Below are 17,345 nucleotides of genomic sequence, written 5' to 3' on the forward strand. Positions count from 1 at the left end.
TGTTATACATTTTCAGTTCCTTACGCGAGAGTCATTGGGTAACAGAGGAGCCCGGTGCGGTCGTTTGAGCACGCTGCACCAGTTTTTTATTTAATGCCCGGCGGCGCTGTGCATAACCGGCCAGGGTAATCGACAACAGTAGCGTCGCACCGTTAAACAGCGGTTCGACCCAGAATGCGCCGCCAAACTGCTGAATCCCGGCGATACCAATCGCCAGTACCGCAATCCCGACCACCGTGCCCCAGACGTTCACGCGCCCCGGACGAATAGTGGTACTGCCAAGGAACGCCCCCACAAGGGCAGGCAGCAGATAGTCCATGCCGACGCTGGCCTGGCCCACGCCCTGCTCGGCGGCAATGATCACCCCGGTAAACCCGGTTAAGGTGCTGGAGGCGATAAAGGCGCCGATGGTGTAACGGTTAACGGCGATGCCGTTGAGCGCAGCCGCGACCGGGTTACCGCCCACCGCATACATGCAGCGACCAATCGGGGTGTGTTCGGTGATGATCCACAGCACCACGGCGGCAAACAGGACATAAAAAGCCACCACCGGAATGCCAAACAGGTCTGAATGGTGCAGGGCAATAAAGGCGTCCGGTAAGTCGCCGACAATCTGCCGTCCGCCGGAGTGCCAGAGCGCGATGGCGTAGAGCACGGTGCCGGAGCCGAGCGTAGCCACGAAGCTATCGATGTCGGCCAGCGCCACCAGAATGCCGTTCAGCAGGCCATACAGCGCGGAGAGCGCCAGCACGATGGCCACGGCCACCGGCCAGGAAAAGCCATATTCCACCTGCAACGTGATGGCGAGGATGTGCCAGAGCACGATGCCAAAGCCGACGTTAAGATCAATTTTCCCGACAATCATCGGGATGGTCGCCGCCAGCGCCAGCAGGGCGATTTTCGATTTACTGTCGAGAATGGCCTGTAAGGTCAGCAGTGAAGCGAATGAGGGCGTCGTCAGCGAAAAAACGATAACCAGTACCACGCAGATCACGGGCAGGCCGTAACGGGTGGTTAATTGTCCAAGCCAGGCGGCGGCACCGTGTTCATGAAGCGATACGCGTGATTCCAGGGCCGTCGATTTCATTGATGTTTTAGCCATAACTAACGCACTCCGACTTAATGTAGTGTGCCGCTGCCTGACGCCAGTTCGAGCAATCTGGCGAAGGTGACATCCTGGTTGAGAAGCTCGCCGACAATTTGCCCACGGTTAAATACCAGCGCCCGGTTGCAGATATGCGCCACCTCTTCCAGGTCATTGGAGATGACCAGAATGGCGACGCCGTTTTGCAGCGCCTGATTGAGCAGGTCATAGATTTCCGCACGCGCGCCGACATCAACGCCCGCGGACGGGTCTTCCAGAATGAGCAGTGGAGCATTGAGTGAAAGCCAGCGCGCCATCACGACTTTTTGTTGGTTGCCGCCGGACAACGCGCTGATTTCAATGTTGATCTGCGCTGGCCGGACATCGAACTGGCGGATTTTCTCCCAGCTCATCGGCGCTTCGCTTTTTTCGTTATAGCGGGACAGCGGGGCGTGACCGTGTTTACACGGGTTCATAAACAAGTTTTCACGCACCATCATGCCCGGAATCAGACTTTCATGAAGGCGATCGCCTGCGACAAAAGAGACGCCCGCAGACATCGCCTCCCCTGGTGTTGTCGCCGTAAACGGCACGCCATTTAATGTGATTTGCCCGCTTTCCTGCGTACGGCAGGCAAACAGCAAACGTCCAATCTCTTCCTGTCCGGCGCCGCGCAGACCGGCGAGCGCCACCATCTCACCGGCACGAAGCTCGAAAGAGACGGGGCCGGTATCACCCACTTTGACGTTGTCCATCTTTAACAGCACCGGCGCATCACCGTCGGGTAACGCCTGGCGCTGGTCGTCACGCAGACTTTCGCCAACAATCAGTTCGACCAGACCACGCAGGGTGTAGTGGTCGATGTCACCACCACCTGCATAGCAACCATCGCGCATGGCGCAGACGGAATCGGCCATCTCCATCACCTCATCCAGACGATGGGTGATATAAATCATGCCGACCTGTTTTTCCCGCAGGATGTTCATTACCCGAAACAGGTGGCGAACATCGTCCGCGGGAAGGGAGGCCGTCGGCTCATCAAGCACCAGCACCGAGGCATCTACCGCTACCGCACGGGCTATTGCCAGCAGCGATTTTTCAGTGCGGGAGAGGTCGAACACGCGGTCATCCGGATCAAGCTGAATGCCGATATCTTCCAGCGCTTTTTGCGCCTGACGGCGTGTTGCCGCCCAGTCAATCAGCCCAAAGCGACGGGGAAAACCCATCACCAGCGCCATGTTTTCCGCGACAGTCATCCACTCCACCAGACCTAAGTCCTGATGGATAAAGGCAATAGGCTGCTCGTTGCCCCGGCGCAGCGCGGCGGCAGAATCCACTGGCTCACCGCGAAACAGGATTTCGCCACCGTCGCGGGAATAGACACCGGCCAGCACTTTGATCAGCGTGGATTTGCCCGCACCGTTCTCCCCCAGCAGTGCCACAACCTTGCCCGGATAGATATCCAGGCTGACGTTGTTGACCGCCACATTTCCCCCAAAGCGCTTAACGATATGGCGCATGGATAACAAAGGAGATAACACTGCTGCTTCTGCCATTTAAGATGACCTCCCACCGAGGGAATGAGAACGTTGTGCGACCTGTAAATTTCACTATGCGAAATCTGATTTCAAATATAGCGATCATAATTTGACAAAGCAATTGCTGGATATATTTTTGAAATGTAATAAAATCAATAAATTACAAATTTTCTGTTCAGATCGTGAAGTGAAACACACTTTGCGCTACCATCAGGTCGCCACAAAAAGGAGGCGAAAGCGATGAACACCAAAGAGAGTGAAAACACGCAGGAGAAAGAGAGGCCGGCAGGAAGCCAGAGCTTGTTTCGCGGTTTGATGTTGATAGAGATACTGAGCAATTACCCGAACGGTTGTCCGCTGGCGCATTTGTCCGAACTGGCGGGGCTGAATAAAAGTACCGTGCACCGATTGCTGCAAGGGCTGCAATCCTGTGGCTACGTGACCCCCGCGCCCGCTGCCGGGAGTTATCGCTTAACCACAAAATTTATCGCTGTCGGACAAAAGGCGCTCACGTCGCTGAATATTATCCATGTTGCCGCGCCGCATCTGGAAGCGCTGAACCTGGCGACCGGGGAAACCATCAATTTCTCCAGCCGCGAAGACGATCACGCCATTCTGATTTACAAACTGGAACCGACGACGGGCATGCTGCGTACGCGCGCCTATATTGGTCAGCATATGCCGCTGTACTGCTCGGCGATGGGTAAAATCTATATGGCCTTCGGTCAGCCCGATTATGTGAAAGAGTACTGGGAGACGCATCAGGAACAGATTCAACCGTTGACGCGTAATACCATTACCGGCCTGCCCGCGATGTACGATGAGCTGGCGCAGATCCGCGAAACCAGTATGGCGATGGATCGTGAAGAGAATGAGCTGGGCGTCTCCTGCATTGCTGTCCCGGTGTTTGATATTCACCACCGCGTGCCATACGCCATCTCTATTTCGCTTTCTACATCACGCCTGAAACAGATTGGCGAGAAAAACCTGCTCAAACCGCTGCGTGATACGGCGCAGGCTATCTCTAACGAGCTGGGATTTACGCTGCGCGTGTAGGCAGAAGGCCAGATGTGATCAGGCAAATGAACGATTTACCCGCTTTCCCCATCGGGATCAAAGCGAAGACGGTTCATTCTCTGGCACTCTGAACGGAATTTTTCTGTATCAGGGGTGTGGAGAATGAACCGTTTTATACTTGCGGATTCGACCAAATGTATCGGCTGTCGTACCTGTGAAGTCGCCTGTGTGGTCTCACACCAGCAGGATCAGGACTGCGCGGCGATCTCCCCGCAAACCTTCAGCGCACGGATTCGCGTGGTAAAAACCGGCTCTTTTTCCACGGCGGTCACCTGTCGTCACTGTGAAGACGCCCCATGCGCCAATGTTTGCCCGGTGGGGGCCATCAGCCGGGTCAATGGCGCGGTGTATGTGGAGCAGACGCTGTGCATCGGTTGTAAGAGTTGCATGCTGGCCTGCCCGTTCGGCGCCATGCAGGTGACGATGGAAAATGACCAGGTACAGGCGCAAAAATGCGATCTGTGTCTGCACCGTGAAACCGGACCTGCCTGTGTGGAAGCCTGCCCGACCAGCGCATTAGCATGCATCGATCCCATCAGGCTGCGACAAAGCCGCCTCAACAGTCATTTAGCGTAACGTATTGACGTTTCTGGTTAAGAGATGCGAAGAGGAGGCCCTCATCAAGAGGGCCGGATTGCTGATTACGCGTGCTCACGCCAGGCGATTTCAATTTCCTCGGCGAGGATTTTCACGCCGGCTTCGATTTTTTCCGGGTCTGGCACATAGTTCATGCGCATACACTGGTGCGTATGCGGCCATGGCTTATCCAGCCCAGGAAAGAAATAGTCGCCGGGGACCATTAACACGCCGCGCTTTTTCAGACGCTGGTACAGCAGCTCGGTCGTGATCGGCAGGTCTTTAAACCACAACCAGAGGAAGATGGCCCCTTCGGGCTTGTGGATCAGGCAGCGCTCTTCCGGCAGATAGCGGCGAATAATCGCGATCGTTTCCTGCACACGCTGGTAGTAAAACGGCTTAATCACGGTTTCCGACAGGCGCAGCAGATCGTTGCGCTTAATCATTTCGCACATCATGGCCGGGCCAATACCGCCCGGTGCGAGACTGATAATGCCGTTCATATTACGGATGGCGGATATCACCTTGTCGTTGGCGATGATAATACCGCAACGGCTTCCCGGCAGACCCAGCTTCGACAGGCTCATGCAGAGGATAATATTCGGATTCCATAAAGGCCGCGCTTCGCTAAAAATAATGCCCGGGAAGGGGACGCCATAGGCGTTATCAATAACCAGCGGAATGCCGTGTTGATTGGCCAGCGCATCCAGTTTGATCAGCTCTTCATCGGTAATGACGTTACCGGTTGGGTTGGTCGGGCGCGATACGCAGATCATCCCGGTCTCTTCACCGATGTGCAGGTGTTCGAAATCGACATGGTATTTGAACTGGCCGTCCGGCAGCAGTTCGATATTCGGGCGTGCGGAGACAAATAGATCTTCTTCCAGCCCGGAATCGGCGTAGCCGATGTACTCAGGCGCTAATGGAAACAGCACCTTACTGGTGGTTCCGTCGGCACGGCGACCAGCAAACAGATTGAATAAGTAGAAAAACGCGCTTTGGCTGCCGTTTGTCAGTGCAATATTTTGTGGTTCAATGTCCCAGCCCAGTTCATCGCGCAGCATGCTTGCCAGCGCCGTCAGCAGTTCGGTCTTCCCTTGTGGGCCATCGTAATTACACAGCGCATCAGTGGCTTTGCCGTTTTCGACCATTTCTGCCAGCAGATTATGGAAGTAGTCGGTCATCGCCGGAATTTGCGCCGGGTTACCGCCGCCGAGCATGATGGCGCCCGGTGTGCGCAGGCCATCGTTAAGGTCTTCCATCAGGCGGGTGATGCCAGCGTGACGGGTAAATTTGTCGCCGAAAAGTGAAAATGTCATAGCTGATGTTCTGTCGGGCCGATTTTAAAAATGGCTAACCATAGCGCTACATACCCTGCTGTGCAAATCGGATGAGATGGGGTGTGGTGACGTTTTATTTTGTGAATTTATGTTTTGGTGGGTTTTTATATTGTGATGCCGATGAGTTTGTCGTCCCGGTCAGCGCAGCGCCGCCGGGGAATATACTGGAAGGCGGCGTAAACGCTACGCAGGAAGAGAATTAGCGATTCCCCGCCCAGACCACCATCACTTTGTCGCCGTTGTGCTCGCGCACGAAGCCGTATCCTTGTGGCAGGCTAAGCGTTGTCTGCTTACCCGCCCCCAGTGCCGGGTGACGCGCGCGGAATTGCCCCAGCGTTTGCCAGTGTTGCAGGGTTGGCGCCGCCTTGCCGTTGATGTCCTGCCAGTTCATGTCCGAACGTGTCCCCTGTAGCGGGTCGGAGCCGGTCGGCCCGAAAGGCCGGCTGGTTTCATCGCCATAAAAAATCTGTACTGCCCCTGGCGCCAGCATCAGCAACTCTGCCGCTTCCTGATCGCCGTCGCGGAACAGACGCGTGTCATGGGAAGAGAGATAACTCAGCGCATTAAAGCCCTGCAGCTTTTCTGCCATCTGCTGCCAGACGAGATCCATATTCGCCAGGCATTTCACCGCACCCGCGGCCTGTTCCTGGTAATCAAAATTGATCATCGCGTCGAAGCCATGGTTGTAATAATCGCTGCGCATGACACCGTGCCCCCAGGATTCTCCGGTCATCCAGAACGGCGCGTCGTCGAGTTTTTTCTGCGGGTTCGCTTTTTTCCATTCGGCCAGCGCGTCGGTGGCCTGGGTTTTCAACTGCTGCCAGGCCGCGAGTTCGACATGCTTGGCGGTATCGACCCTGAAACCGTCAATGCCGTAATCACGCACCCACTGACTTAGCCAGTGGGTCAGGTAATCTCGCGGCGTGTAGCCAGGGATCTCTCGTGCGGCGGTATCGGGTTTATGACGATAAAAGTTCGGTAATCCTGACGGCGTGGTGGATTCGGTTTTCAGATCCGGCAGAAAGGCCAGCGACATGGTCAGGTCATCGAAGCCGGGGTTGTCGTAGTCGCCAATATCGGTGCGGATCCACTTTTTGCCCCACCAGTTCTCCCAGGCCGCTTTGTCGCTGAAATTGATAAAGTCGTTAAAGCTATGCCAGCTTTGCCCCGGGCCTGGCCGCCAGTCTGTCCAGCGCTCGCCGAGCACTTTTTTGCGCTCTTCACCCTGAACATAGAGCGCGCCGAACTGAAATTCCTGCATATCTGCCAGCGTCGCGTAGCCGGTGTGGTTCATCACCACGTCAAAAAGGATACGGATACCGCGCTTATGGGCTTCATCGACCAGAGTACGTAAATCCGCTTCGCTGCCCATGTTGGCGTCCAGACGGGTCCAGTCCTGCGTGTAGTAGCCATGGTAGGCGTAATGCGGAAAATCGCCTTTTGTTCCACCGCCTACCCAGCCGTGGATTTGCTCAAGCGGTGAGCTGATCCACAGGGCATTGACGCCAAGCTGCTGCAGGTAGTCGAGTTTGCTGGTAAGCCCCTTCAGATCCCCACCGTGAAAGGTGCCAATCTCCTGCATCCCGTCTTTGTGGCGTCCGTAGCTGTTGTCATTCGACGGATCGCCGTTGACGAAGCGGTCAGTCAGCACGAAATAGACCGTCGCGTTTTGCCAGCTAAAGGGGGCAGGGGCGGTGGTTTCAGCGCGTTCGAGCAGCAGCAGGCCGCCGCTACCGTTAGCCGGTTGCAGCGTTATCTTTCCGTTTTGCACCATCGCTGTTTTCTGGCTGTAGAAATCGCGCACCATGCTCCCTTCCGGGAATGTCTTGCTGACGTCCAGCGTCAGGGCTTTACCGTCCCAGGTGGGGCACTGGCGCACGACATTAACGGCCTGGGTGACGGCTTCGCTTTTTACCGACAGCATTAGCGTTGGCGTGCCGGAGCGGGTATCGAGTTGAATCTGATAATTCCCTTCACGAAAAACGCGCCACTGGGGGGCATCGCCTGTGCAGGGTTTAAGGGAGAGCATCTGGTTGAGTTTGATGTCGGCGGCAGGCTGCCAGCATTGCTGATCAAGATGCAGCGTCAGCGGGTATGACCCTTTCTGTAATGTGCTGTTGCTACGCCAGACTCCGGTACCATCATCGGAAAAGGCAGAGAGACCGGGAGCCGACCAGTTAGCGCTGGCGAAGGCCGGTATAAGCAGGAGAAAAAGGGCACTGTATTTCATCTGATCCTTCCCGAGGCATCCGTTTTTACCATTGTGTCATTAGCCCGGCGCGGGCAACTCATCCCGTGAGCGCAATCGCCAGGGTGGAGAGCGCCGGGTGAGTGATCGTGCGCAAATTTTGCGCAGAATTTGCGATAACCGCCACAAATCTATGCTGTTGTTTTCGTGACGTAGCAGGTTTGAGATGACAGGCTTTCGGAATTGGATTATTTCTGTACGTGCCCTGAAGCGCTATTTTTGATATGATTTGAGATTCAGCTCTCAAAATTGTGTAAAAAATAAGGTGTTGGAATGTTTATATCCGACCAGGAGACTTAATGATATCGACTCCCTTGCGACGACTAGGGGCCACGATACTCATGTTACTCACCATCGCATTTTCAGGTGAGGTGCTTGCGCAGACGCACAGCAAAACAGCGAGTCACAAAGCCCCAATCTCAAAGACGACCGGTACAAAACAGGCAAGCAGTAAACAAGAGTATTCTCGCAATAGTGTAAATAGCAGTTCACTTCCTGACTTGCGAAAATACCCTTCCGGAGCACCAAGAAAGAAAGCGTTTCTCCGGACGGTCATGCCTTATATTACCAGTCAAAATGCAGCGATTACCGCTGACCGTAACTGGCTGATGTCACGTCAATATAGCCAACAATGGTCGACGGCGGACCGTACACGCTTGAAGGATATCGCCAAACGCTACAAGGTGAGCTGGTCTGGCAATACCCGCCGTATTCCGTGGAATGCGTTGATGGAACGCGTGGATATCATCCCGGACAGCATGGTCGCGACCATGGCGGCGGCGGAAAGCGGCTGGGGTACTTCAAAACTGGCGCGTACCAACAACAACCTGTTCGGCATGAAATGCGGGAAAGGCAGTTGTAAAAACGGTCCAGGCAAAGTGAAAGGTTATTCGCACTTTGAATCGGTGAAAGAGTCCGTGGATGCTTATGTGGTGAATCTGAACACTCACCCGGCTTATGCTTCTTTCCGTAAGTCCCGTGCGCAGTTGCGTAAAGCGGACCAGGAAGTGACAGCCAGCAACATGATTCATAAGCTGAAGGGCTACTCAACGAAGGGCGCGAGTTATAACAATTATCTGTTTGCCATGTATCAGGACAACCAGCAGCTCATCGCCTCGCACATGTAATAGTTACATGTCATCGCATAACGCCTTCCACCCGGAAGGCGTTTTTCTTTTCTGAATACTCTGTTCCTGAATGCCGCGTTAAATCAGTGTCTCACCGTAGCGTTCACGGTAATCCTTCGGCGTGCTGTCGTACTCTTTGCGAAATACCGAATAGAAATATTGCAGTGACGGATAGCCACACATCTGCGAAATTTCGTTGATGGAAAGGGAGGTGGAAACCAGCAGGCTGCGTGCTTTTTCCAGTTTTTCCGCATGGATCACCGCATGGATGGTTTCGCCCACTTCCTCTTTAAAGCGCTTTTCCAGATTCGAACGTGAAATCCCGACGGCATCCAGCACTTGCTCTACTTTGATGCCCTTACAGGCGTGATTACGGATGTAATGCATCGCCTGAATGACCGCCGGGTCATTCAGGGAGCGGTAATCCGTTGAGCGTCGCGCCACCACACGTACCGGTGGAACCAGCAGACGCTGCAGTGGCATCGGCTCGTTGTCCAGCAGGCGATGCAGCAGTTTCGCTGCCTGATAGCCCATCTGCCGGGTTCCCTGCGCAACCGACGAGAGCGCCACGCGTGACAGGTAGCGAGTCAGCTCTTCGTTGTCGATGCCAATCACGCAGAGTTTCTCCGGCACCGGAATATGCAGATGGTCGCACACCTGGAGCACGTGACGGGCGCGGGCATCGGTAACGGCAATAATGCCCGTCTGCGGTGGCAGCGTTTGTAGCCAGTCCGCCAGCCGATTTTGGGCGTGCTGCCAGTTCTCAGGCGCGGTAGTCAGCCCCTGATAGACCACCCCGCGGTATTTCTCCTGTGCGACCAACTGACAAAACGCATGCTCTCGCTCAACGGCCCAACGTTTACCGCTGGAGGTGGGCAGACCATAGAACGCAAAACGGTGCACCCCTTTCTCTTTGAGATGCAAAAAGGCCTGCTCGACCAGGGCAAAGTTATCGGTGGCGATGTAGTGCACCGGCGGGTAGTTTTCCGGTGCGTGATAGGAGCCGCCGACGCCGACAATCGGCACGTCGACATCGGCCAGCAGGCGCTCAATTTCAGGATCGTCATAGTCGGCAATGACGCCATCGCCGAGCCACTCTTTGATGTTTTCGATGCGGGTACGGAAATCTTCCTCGATGAAGATATCCCACTCAGATTGTGACGCCTGCAAATATTCACCAACCCCTTCAACCACCTGGCGGTCATAGGCTTTGTTGGCATTGAATAACAACGTAATGCGGTGGCGTTTCTCGAACATATCGGTTCCGTCGCTGGTTAATCATTAATTCTGATTATCATATTCGGCACACTGCCGGAGAAAAATCTTCCGGCAGTGTGATCGCTCCTGGTTTCACGCCCGACGTTTGGTGGCGGAGTCCATCCATACCGCCAACAGCAAAATGGCTCCTTTCACGATGTACTGCCAGAACGTGGGCACATCCATCATGCTCATGCCGTTATCCAGTGACGCCATGATAAATGCCCCCATCACCGCGCCCGCCACGCTACCAATCCCGCCCGCGAGGCTGGTGCCGCCGATAACGCAGGCGGCGATAGCGTCCAGTTCAGCAATGTTGCCCGCCGAGGGTGAACCCGCCCCCAGACGTGAGCTGAGAATCAGCCCGGCAATCGCTACCATCAAGCCGTTGATGGCGAACACCGCCAGCTTGGTGCGTTCCACGTTGATCCCGGACAGGCGTGCGGCCTCCAGGTTACCACCGATAGCGTAGATACGACGACCAAACGCGGTACGCGTAGCCATAAACATCCCCGCCAGCAGCAGGAAGACGAGCAGCAATACCGGCGTCGGAACACCGCGATAATCATTGAGCAGCCAAATGGCACCGAGCACCAGCACGGCGATGAGCGACTGGCGACCCACGACAGAGGTGGATGCGGTGGTGGTCAGCCCCATCGCCTGGCGGCGAAGTCGTCCACGCCACTGCCACAGAATGAAGGCGACAAGCCCCAGCGCACCCACGCCGAAACCGACACCATCAGGCAGATAACTTTGCCCGATTTGCGACATGGCAGCGCTGGTGGGTGAGACGGTTGTGCCATTGGTGATGCCAATCAGCACGCCGCGAAACGCCAGCATCCCCGCAAGGGTGACGATAAACGACGGCACCTTACGGTAGGCGACCCACCAGCCGTTCCAGGCACCCAACAGTAAACCCAGTACCAGCGTGACCATAATGGTCAGCGGTAAAGGCCAGCCCAGCCAGACGTCGAAAATCGCCGCCGCGCCGCCCAGCAGACCCATCATCGAGCCCACGGAGAGGTCGATTTCCGCCGAGATAATGACGAACACCATGCCAACGGCCAGGATGCCAGTAATGGCCGTCTGGCGCAGCAGGTTTGAGACGTTACGCGCGCTCAGGTAAGCGCCGTCGGTCATCCAGGTAAAGAACAGCATGATCACAGCGATGGCCGCAATCATGACAAAGACCTGGAAATTCAGAGACTTCAATCCTTTGAAGGCACCCGGTACCGGGGCGGATAGTTTCATTTCAGACGGGTTGCTTTTCGACATGATGTTCGCTCCTCAGCGCCGCTTCCATGACCTGCTCCTGGGTCAGTTGATGATTAATTAGGTCGGCTTTTAGCTTGCCTTCATGCATCACCAGTACCCGATCGCTGAGCCCCAGCACTTCGGGCAATTCGGAAGAGATGACAATAACGGCAATCCCCTGCTGTACCAGTTGATTGATTAATTTATAAATTTCGTATTTCGCGCCGATATCAATCCCGCGCGTCGGTTCGTCGAGGATCAGAATGCGCGGGTTGAGCAGCAGGCAGCGGGCAAGAATGGCTTTTTGCTGATTCCCACCGCTCAGGCGACCAATCGCCAGGTCGGGGGAGGAGGTTTTCACTTTTAGACGTTGCAGTGACTGCAAAATGCAATGCTGCTCTGCTGCATCGTCCAGACTACTCAGCGTGCCGGAAAACTGGTCCAGCGCCGCGAGGGTGATGTTTTTACCGACGGCCATCACGGGGACGATGCCATCTTTTTTGCGGTCTTCTGGCACCATCGCGATACCACTGGCAATCGCCTGCTGGCAGTTATGGATGTGCACCTGTTTGCCATCAAGGAAAATATTGCCTTCCCAACGTCCCGGCCAGACGCCAAACAGGCACTGTACCGCTTCGGTTCGCCCGGCGCCCACCAGCCCGGCAATACCCAAAATTTCGCCACGTTTAAGGGAGAAAGAGACGTCATTGACTCGCTTGATGTGTTTATTGACCGGATGCCAGGCGGTTAAATGCTCAACACGTAAGATCTCATCGCCGGTGGTGTGCGGTTCGTTGGGGTAGAGGGCGGTGAGTTCGCGGCCCACCATCATGGTGATGATGTCGTCTTCGCTCATCCCGGTGGCATCGCGTGTGCCGATATGCTGACCATCGCGGATCACGCAGATGATGTCAGAAATCGCCTTCACCTCGTTGAGTTTGTGCGAGATATAAATACAGGCGATACCGTGGTTTTGCAGATCGCGAATGATATCCAGTAAGACGGCTGTTTCCTGCTCGGTGAGTGAGGCGGTCGGTTCATCGAGAATAAGCAGACGGACCTGTTTATTCAGCGCTTTGGCGATTTCTACCAGTTGCTGTTGCCCAAGCCCGAGATCGCCGACACGGGTATTGGGGGAAATCGTCAGACTGACCTGGGCGAGCAGCTTTTCGCAGCGCAGCGTCATGGTGTCGTAGTCCATCACGCCGTGATGGGTGATTTCGGTGCCAAGAAAGATGTTTTCCAGCACCGTCAGGTGTTTAACCAGCGCCAGTTCCTGATGGATTATCGCAATGCCTTTACGCTCGGTATCACGGATATGCCCGGCCTGTAGGGTTTCGCCAGCAAAAACAATTTCGCCGTCATAGCTGCCCCAGGGATAGATGCCGCACAGTACTTTCATCAGCGTGGATTTGCCGGAGCCGTTTTCACCGCAAAGGGATAACACCTCGCCTGCATTGAGCCGCAGACTCACGTTATCAACGGCCTTGACCGCGCCAAAGGCCTTGGTGATGTTCTTCATTTCAAGTAAATAAGGCATAACTGCTCCACGTAATTCGAGGTATTCACAGTGCCTGAAGACATGTTCCGGCGTGCCTCCTGTCGGGAGACACGCCGCGAGGCTTAGAGCTGATCTTTCTGATGGAACCCGTCTTTGATAACCGTGGCGTCGATGTTGTCTTTGGTGACTTCAATCGGCGTCAGCAGACGGGCGGGGACGTCTTTCAGACCGTTATTGAGGGTGGAGTCCGCTTTTGGCTGTTTGCCATTACCGAGCTCAACGGCGATTTCTGCGGCCGTGTTAGCCAGTTGGGTGATGGGCTTATAGACCGTCATGGTCTGGCTGCCGTTGATCAGGCGTTTAATCCCGGCGAGGTCGGCATCCTGGCCTGAAATGACGACTTTGCCTGCCAGGCCTTGAGCGCTCAGCGCCTGAATTGCGCCGCCTGCGGTCGCATCGTTAGACGCCACGACCGCGTCGATTTTGTTGTTGTTCGCCGTGAGGGCGTTTTCCATGATTTTCAGCGCATTTTCAGGCAGCCAGCCGTCGACCCACTGATCGCCGACAATTTTAATCTTGCCGCTATCAATGTACGGTTTTAATACTTTCATTTGGCCTGCGCGGAACAACTTAGCGTTATTATCAACGGGCGAACCGCCCATCAAAAAGTAATTGCCCTGAGGCACTTTGCTGACCAGGCTTTGCGCCTGCAATTCACCAACCTTTTCATTATCGAAGGAAATATAAAAATCAATGTCGGCATTATTGATCATACGGTCATAAGCCAACACTTTAATCCCTTCTTGTTTGGCCTCTTTTACAACATTACTTAATACCTGACCGTTGTAGGGAATAATAACCAGAACATCAACGCCGCGGTTGATCATATTTTCGATTTGCGACATCTGGGTTTCTTCATTACCGTTAGCCGACTGGACAAAAACCGTAGCACCCAGCGATTCGGCTTTTTTCACGAAAATATCACGGTCTTTCTGCCAACGTTCGAGGCGTAAGTCATCAATCGCCATACCGATTTTTACTTCTTTTGCGTGACCCGCCATGCTGGCGAGCAGCAAAGAAGCACACAAAGTAAGGCAAAGGTTCTTTATCTTCATAATAGTAATACCTTTTTGTAGGGTGACGAAGCGAGATAAAAGAAACATGCACTGCGATGAACGTTGCAAATTTTTAACGCGTAAACGGTGGCTGGCAATTCCTGGTTTTTATCCCGGCGTTATGTTTTTTGGTTTATTTGTGGAAGTTTGACGGTGATCTGATTTTAAAATAAGCGGAAACGGTTTTGCAGGCGGCAACAATTAAGCAAACGGCCTGGTTATGGCTTATTTTGCGAGGTGGCGCACATTTGCGTATTCTCTTAATGTCAGTGTGAAATAACGTAATTGAGCAAGGCGAGGAGAGAATCCAGTATTACCTGGAAAATGAATCTTTGCCGACACCTGATTATGGAGCTCATTATGCATGCTTATTTCGACCAGCTCGAACGTGTTCGTTATGAAGGCCCGAAAACAACCAACCCTTTAGCGTTTCGTCATTACAACCCGGACGAGTTAGTGCTGGGTAAGCGAATGGAAGATCACCTGCGCTTTGCCGCCTGCTACTGGCATACCTTCTGCTGGAACGGTGCGGATATGTTTGGTGTGGGATCATTCGACAGACCGTGGCAACAGCCGGGCGACGCGCTGGCGCTGGCGGAGCGCAAAGCGGATGTAGCGTTTGAGTTCTTCCACAAACTGAATGTGCCTTACTACTGCTTCCACGATGTCGATGTCTCGCCGGAAGGGGCTTCGCTGAAAGAGTACCTGAATAACTTTGCCCACATGGTGGATGTGCTGGCGCAAAAACAGCAGCAGAGCGGCGTGAAACTGCTCTGGGGTACCGCTAACTGCTTTACTAACCCGCGCTATGGCGCAGGGGCTGCCACTAACCCGGATCCCGAAGTATTTAGCTGGGCTGCGACCCAGGTCGTCACCGCGATGAACGCAACTCATCAGTTGGGCGGCGAAAACTACGTGCTGTGGGGCGGTCGTGAAGGCTATGAAACCTTGCTCAATACCGATCTGCGTCAGGAGCGTGAGCAGATTGGCCGCTTCATGCAGATGGTTGTCGAACACAAACATAAAATCGGCTTCCGTGGCACGCTGCTGATTGAGCCAAAACCGCAGGAACCGACCAAACATCAATATGATTATGATGTGGCAACGGTGTACGGCTTCCTCAAACAGTTCGGTCTGGAAAAAGAGATTAAAGTGAACATCGAGGCGAACCACGCCACGCTGGCCGGCCACTCTTTCCACCATGAAATTGCCTCTGCCATCGCGCTGGGTATCTTCGGTTCGGTCGATGCTAACCGCGGCGACGCGCAACTGGGTTGGGATACTGACCAGTTCCCGAACAGCGTGGAAGAGAACGCGCTGGTGATGTATGAAATCATCAAAGCGGGCGGCTTTACCACTGGCGGCCTGAACTTTGACGCCAAAGTGCGTCGTCAGAGCACCGACAAATACGATCTGTTCTATGGCCACATTGGCGCAATGGACACCATGGCGCTGGCGCTGAAAGTGGCCGCGCGGATGAGTGAAGACGGTGAGCTGGATAAACGCGTCGCGAAACGCTATGCCGGCTGGAATGGTGAACTTGGCCAGCAAATTCTGCAGGGCCAGCTAACGCTTGCTGAACTGGCGAAGTACGCTGAACAGCAAAACCTGGCGCCGCGCCATCAGAGCGGGCATCAGGAACTGTTGGAAAATCTGGTAAACCATTACCTGTTCGACAAGTAACCGGCGCTGGCCTGCATTCGGGCCTGCACACCGACCAGGCCCGGAACGCGTTGCGTTACCGGGCAGGTTTTTTTAAGGAGCCATCTATGTATATCGGGGTTGATCTTGGCACATCAGGGGTAAAAGCAATTTTGCTCAGTGAGCAGGGCACCGTACTGGCCTCACAAACGGAAAAGTTAACGGTGTCGCGCCCGCGCCCTTTGTGGTCGGAGCAGGACCCGTTGCACTGGTGGCAGGCCACGGACCGGGCGATTCGCGCCCTCGGCGAACAGCATTCATTACAGCAGGTGAAGGCCATTGGCCTGGCCGGGCAGATGCACGGCGCCACGCTGCTTGATAACGAAAATCAGGTACTTCGTCCGGCTATTTTGTGGAATGACGGGCGCTGCGCCGAAGAGTGTGCGCTGCTGGAAGCGCAGGTAAAAAACGCACGGGCGATAACCGGCAACCTGATGATGCCGGGGTTCACCGCGCCAAAATTACTATGGGTGAAGCGCCACGAACCTGACGTGTTTGCCCGCGTGGCGAAAGTCCTGCTGCCGAAAGATTATCTGCGCTGGCAAATGACCGGACAGTACGCCAGCGATATGTCGGACTCCGCAGGAACGATGTGGCTGGATGTGGCAAAGCGCGACTGGAGCGACGAGATGCTCGCCGCCTGCGCGCTGACCCGCGACCATATGCCAGCCTTGTTCGAAGGCAGCGACATCACAGGCACCTTGCTGCCGGAGGTGGCAGCGCGCTGGGGCATGGCACAGGTTGCCGTCGTCGCAGGTGGCGGCGATAACGCGGCGGGTGCCGTCGGCGTTGGCATGGCGGACGCCGGGCAGGCGATGCTCTCCCTGGGAACGTCCGGCGTCTATTTTGCGGTCAGCGAAGGTTTCCTCAGTAATCCCGAAAGCGCGGTGCACAGTTTCTGCCATGCGCTACCGGGACGCTGGCATCTGATGTCGGTCATGCTGAGCGCCGCTTCCTGCCTGGACTGGGCCGCGAAGCTGACCCGGCTGGATTCTGTACAGGCGCTAATTGCCGCAGCGGAACAGGCGGATGACAGCGCGGGCGATCTCTGGTTCTTACCCTATCTTTCCGGCGAGCGTACGCCGCATAACAACCCGGAAGCCAAAGGCGTGTTCTTTGGCCTGACCCATCAGCACGGGCCGAATGAGCTGGCGAAATCGGTGCTCGAAGGGGTGGGCTATGCGCTGGCAGACGGGATGGATGTGGTGCACGCCTGCGGCGTGAAGCCGCAAAGCATCACGCTTATCGGCGGTGGGGCGCGTAGCAGCTACTGGCGACAGATGCTGGCGGACATCAGCGGCCAGCAGCTTGATTACCGCACGGGGGGCGATGTCGGCCCGGCTTTAGGCGCGGCACGTCTGGCGCAAATTGCCGCCAACCCGGATGTCCCGGTGACCCGCCTGTTGCCACAACTGCCGATTGAACAGCAGCACCAGCCGGATGCCGCACGTCATGCGTTGTATCAACCGCGCCGCGAAACCTTCCGTCGTATTTATCAGCAGCTTTTACCGCTGATGTCGTAACGTC

The 17,345-nt window shown here is 55.2% G+C and carries 13 protein-coding genes; 5 read left to right on the top strand and 8 right to left on the bottom strand.

Going from position 1 to position 17,345, the window contains the following annotated elements; genetic code table 11:
* Positions 1 to 31: 31 nt before the first annotated feature.
* The gene (locus ABIB59_RS18495) at positions 32 to 1,102 is read right to left on the bottom strand and encodes an ABC transporter permease (RefSeq protein WP_071195054.1); all 1,071 of its coding nucleotides are present in this window, start codon (positions 1,100 to 1,102) and stop codon (positions 32 to 34) included.
* Positions 1,103 to 1,119: 17 nt separating this feature from the next.
* Positions 1,120 to 2,640, bottom strand: a complete 1,521-nt coding sequence (locus tag ABIB59_RS18500; RefSeq protein WP_039080163.1) for a sugar ABC transporter ATP-binding protein — start codon at positions 2,638 to 2,640, stop codon at positions 1,120 to 1,122.
* A gap of 222 nt (positions 2,641 to 2,862) precedes the next feature.
* On the opposite strand from ABIB59_RS18500, the gene yiaJ reads away from it, so the two are divergent.
* Both yiaJ and ABIB59_RS18510 read left to right on the top strand, forming a co-directional pair.
* Positions 2,863 to 3,678 (top strand): IclR family transcriptional regulator YiaJ, encoded by an 816-nt coding sequence (gene yiaJ, locus ABIB59_RS18505; protein WP_039080164.1) that lies wholly within the window; start codon positions 2,863 to 2,865, stop codon positions 3,676 to 3,678.
* Positions 3,679 to 3,801: 123 nt separating this feature from the next.
* Positions 3,802 to 4,275, top strand: a complete 474-nt coding sequence (locus tag ABIB59_RS18510; protein WP_071195052.1) for a 4Fe-4S dicluster domain-containing protein — start codon at positions 3,802 to 3,804, stop codon at positions 4,273 to 4,275.
* Between the two features lie 65 nt (positions 4,276 to 4,340).
* On the opposite strand, the gene avtA is transcribed toward ABIB59_RS18510, so the two are convergent.
* On the bottom strand, positions 4,341 to 5,594 hold the full coding sequence (gene avtA, locus ABIB59_RS18515) for a valine--pyruvate transaminase (RefSeq protein ID WP_039080166.1): 1,254 nt from the start codon (positions 5,592 to 5,594) through the stop codon (positions 4,341 to 4,343).
* A gap of 220 nt (positions 5,595 to 5,814) precedes the next feature.
* Positions 5,815 to 7,845, bottom strand: coding sequence for an alpha-amylase (locus tag ABIB59_RS18520; RefSeq protein WP_354036523.1), 2,031 nt, complete (start codon positions 7,843 to 7,845; stop codon positions 5,815 to 5,817).
* A 317-nt stretch (positions 7,846 to 8,162) separates the two neighbouring features.
* On the opposite strand from ABIB59_RS18520, the gene ABIB59_RS18525 reads away from it, so the two are divergent.
* On the top strand, positions 8,163 to 8,990 hold the full coding sequence (locus ABIB59_RS18525) for a protein bax (protein WP_039080168.1): 828 nt from the start codon (positions 8,163 to 8,165) through the stop codon (positions 8,988 to 8,990).
* Positions 8,991 to 9,068: 78 nt separating this feature from the next.
* Here ABIB59_RS18525 and xylR read toward each other — a convergent pair whose 3' ends face one another.
* The 4 genes from xylR to xylF form a co-directional block, all read right to left on the bottom strand.
* The gene (gene xylR, locus ABIB59_RS18530) at positions 9,069 to 10,247 is read right to left on the bottom strand and encodes a D-xylose utilization transcriptional activator XylR (protein WP_039080169.1); all 1,179 of its coding nucleotides are present in this window, start codon (positions 10,245 to 10,247) and stop codon (positions 9,069 to 9,071) included.
* Between the two features lie 93 nt (positions 10,248 to 10,340).
* On the bottom strand, positions 10,341 to 11,522 hold the full coding sequence (gene xylH / locus ABIB59_RS18535) for a xylose ABC transporter permease XylH (protein WP_354036526.1): 1,182 nt from the start codon (positions 11,520 to 11,522) through the stop codon (positions 10,341 to 10,343).
* Positions 11,500 to 13,041 (bottom strand): xylose ABC transporter ATP-binding protein, encoded by a 1,542-nt coding sequence (locus ABIB59_RS18540; protein ID WP_039080171.1) that lies wholly within the window; start codon positions 13,039 to 13,041, stop codon positions 11,500 to 11,502. The genes xylH and ABIB59_RS18540 overlap by 23 nt, the downstream gene beginning before the upstream one ends.
* Positions 13,042 to 13,124: 83 nt before the next feature.
* Entirely contained in the window at positions 13,125 to 14,117 is a 993-nt protein-coding gene (gene xylF / locus ABIB59_RS18545) for a D-xylose ABC transporter substrate-binding protein (protein ID WP_039080172.1), read from the bottom strand.
* A 360-nt stretch (positions 14,118 to 14,477) separates the two neighbouring features.
* Between xylF and xylA the strand changes: the two genes are divergently transcribed.
* Both xylA and xylB read left to right on the top strand, forming a co-directional pair.
* Positions 14,478 to 15,800 (top strand): xylose isomerase, encoded by a 1,323-nt coding sequence (xylA, locus tag ABIB59_RS18550; RefSeq protein ID WP_039080173.1) that lies wholly within the window; start codon positions 14,478 to 14,480, stop codon positions 15,798 to 15,800.
* Between the two features lie 86 nt (positions 15,801 to 15,886).
* Entirely contained in the window at positions 15,887 to 17,341 is a 1,455-nt protein-coding gene (xylB, locus tag ABIB59_RS18555) for a xylulokinase (protein ID WP_039080174.1), read from the top strand.
* Positions 17,342 to 17,345: the final 4 nt, after the last annotated feature.

Origin of the sequence: Citrobacter sp. UYEF32, assembly GCF_040546205.1 — a bacterium.
In the GTDB taxonomy this organism is placed as follows: domain Bacteria; phylum Pseudomonadota; class Gammaproteobacteria; order Enterobacterales; family Enterobacteriaceae; genus Phytobacter; species Phytobacter diazotrophicus.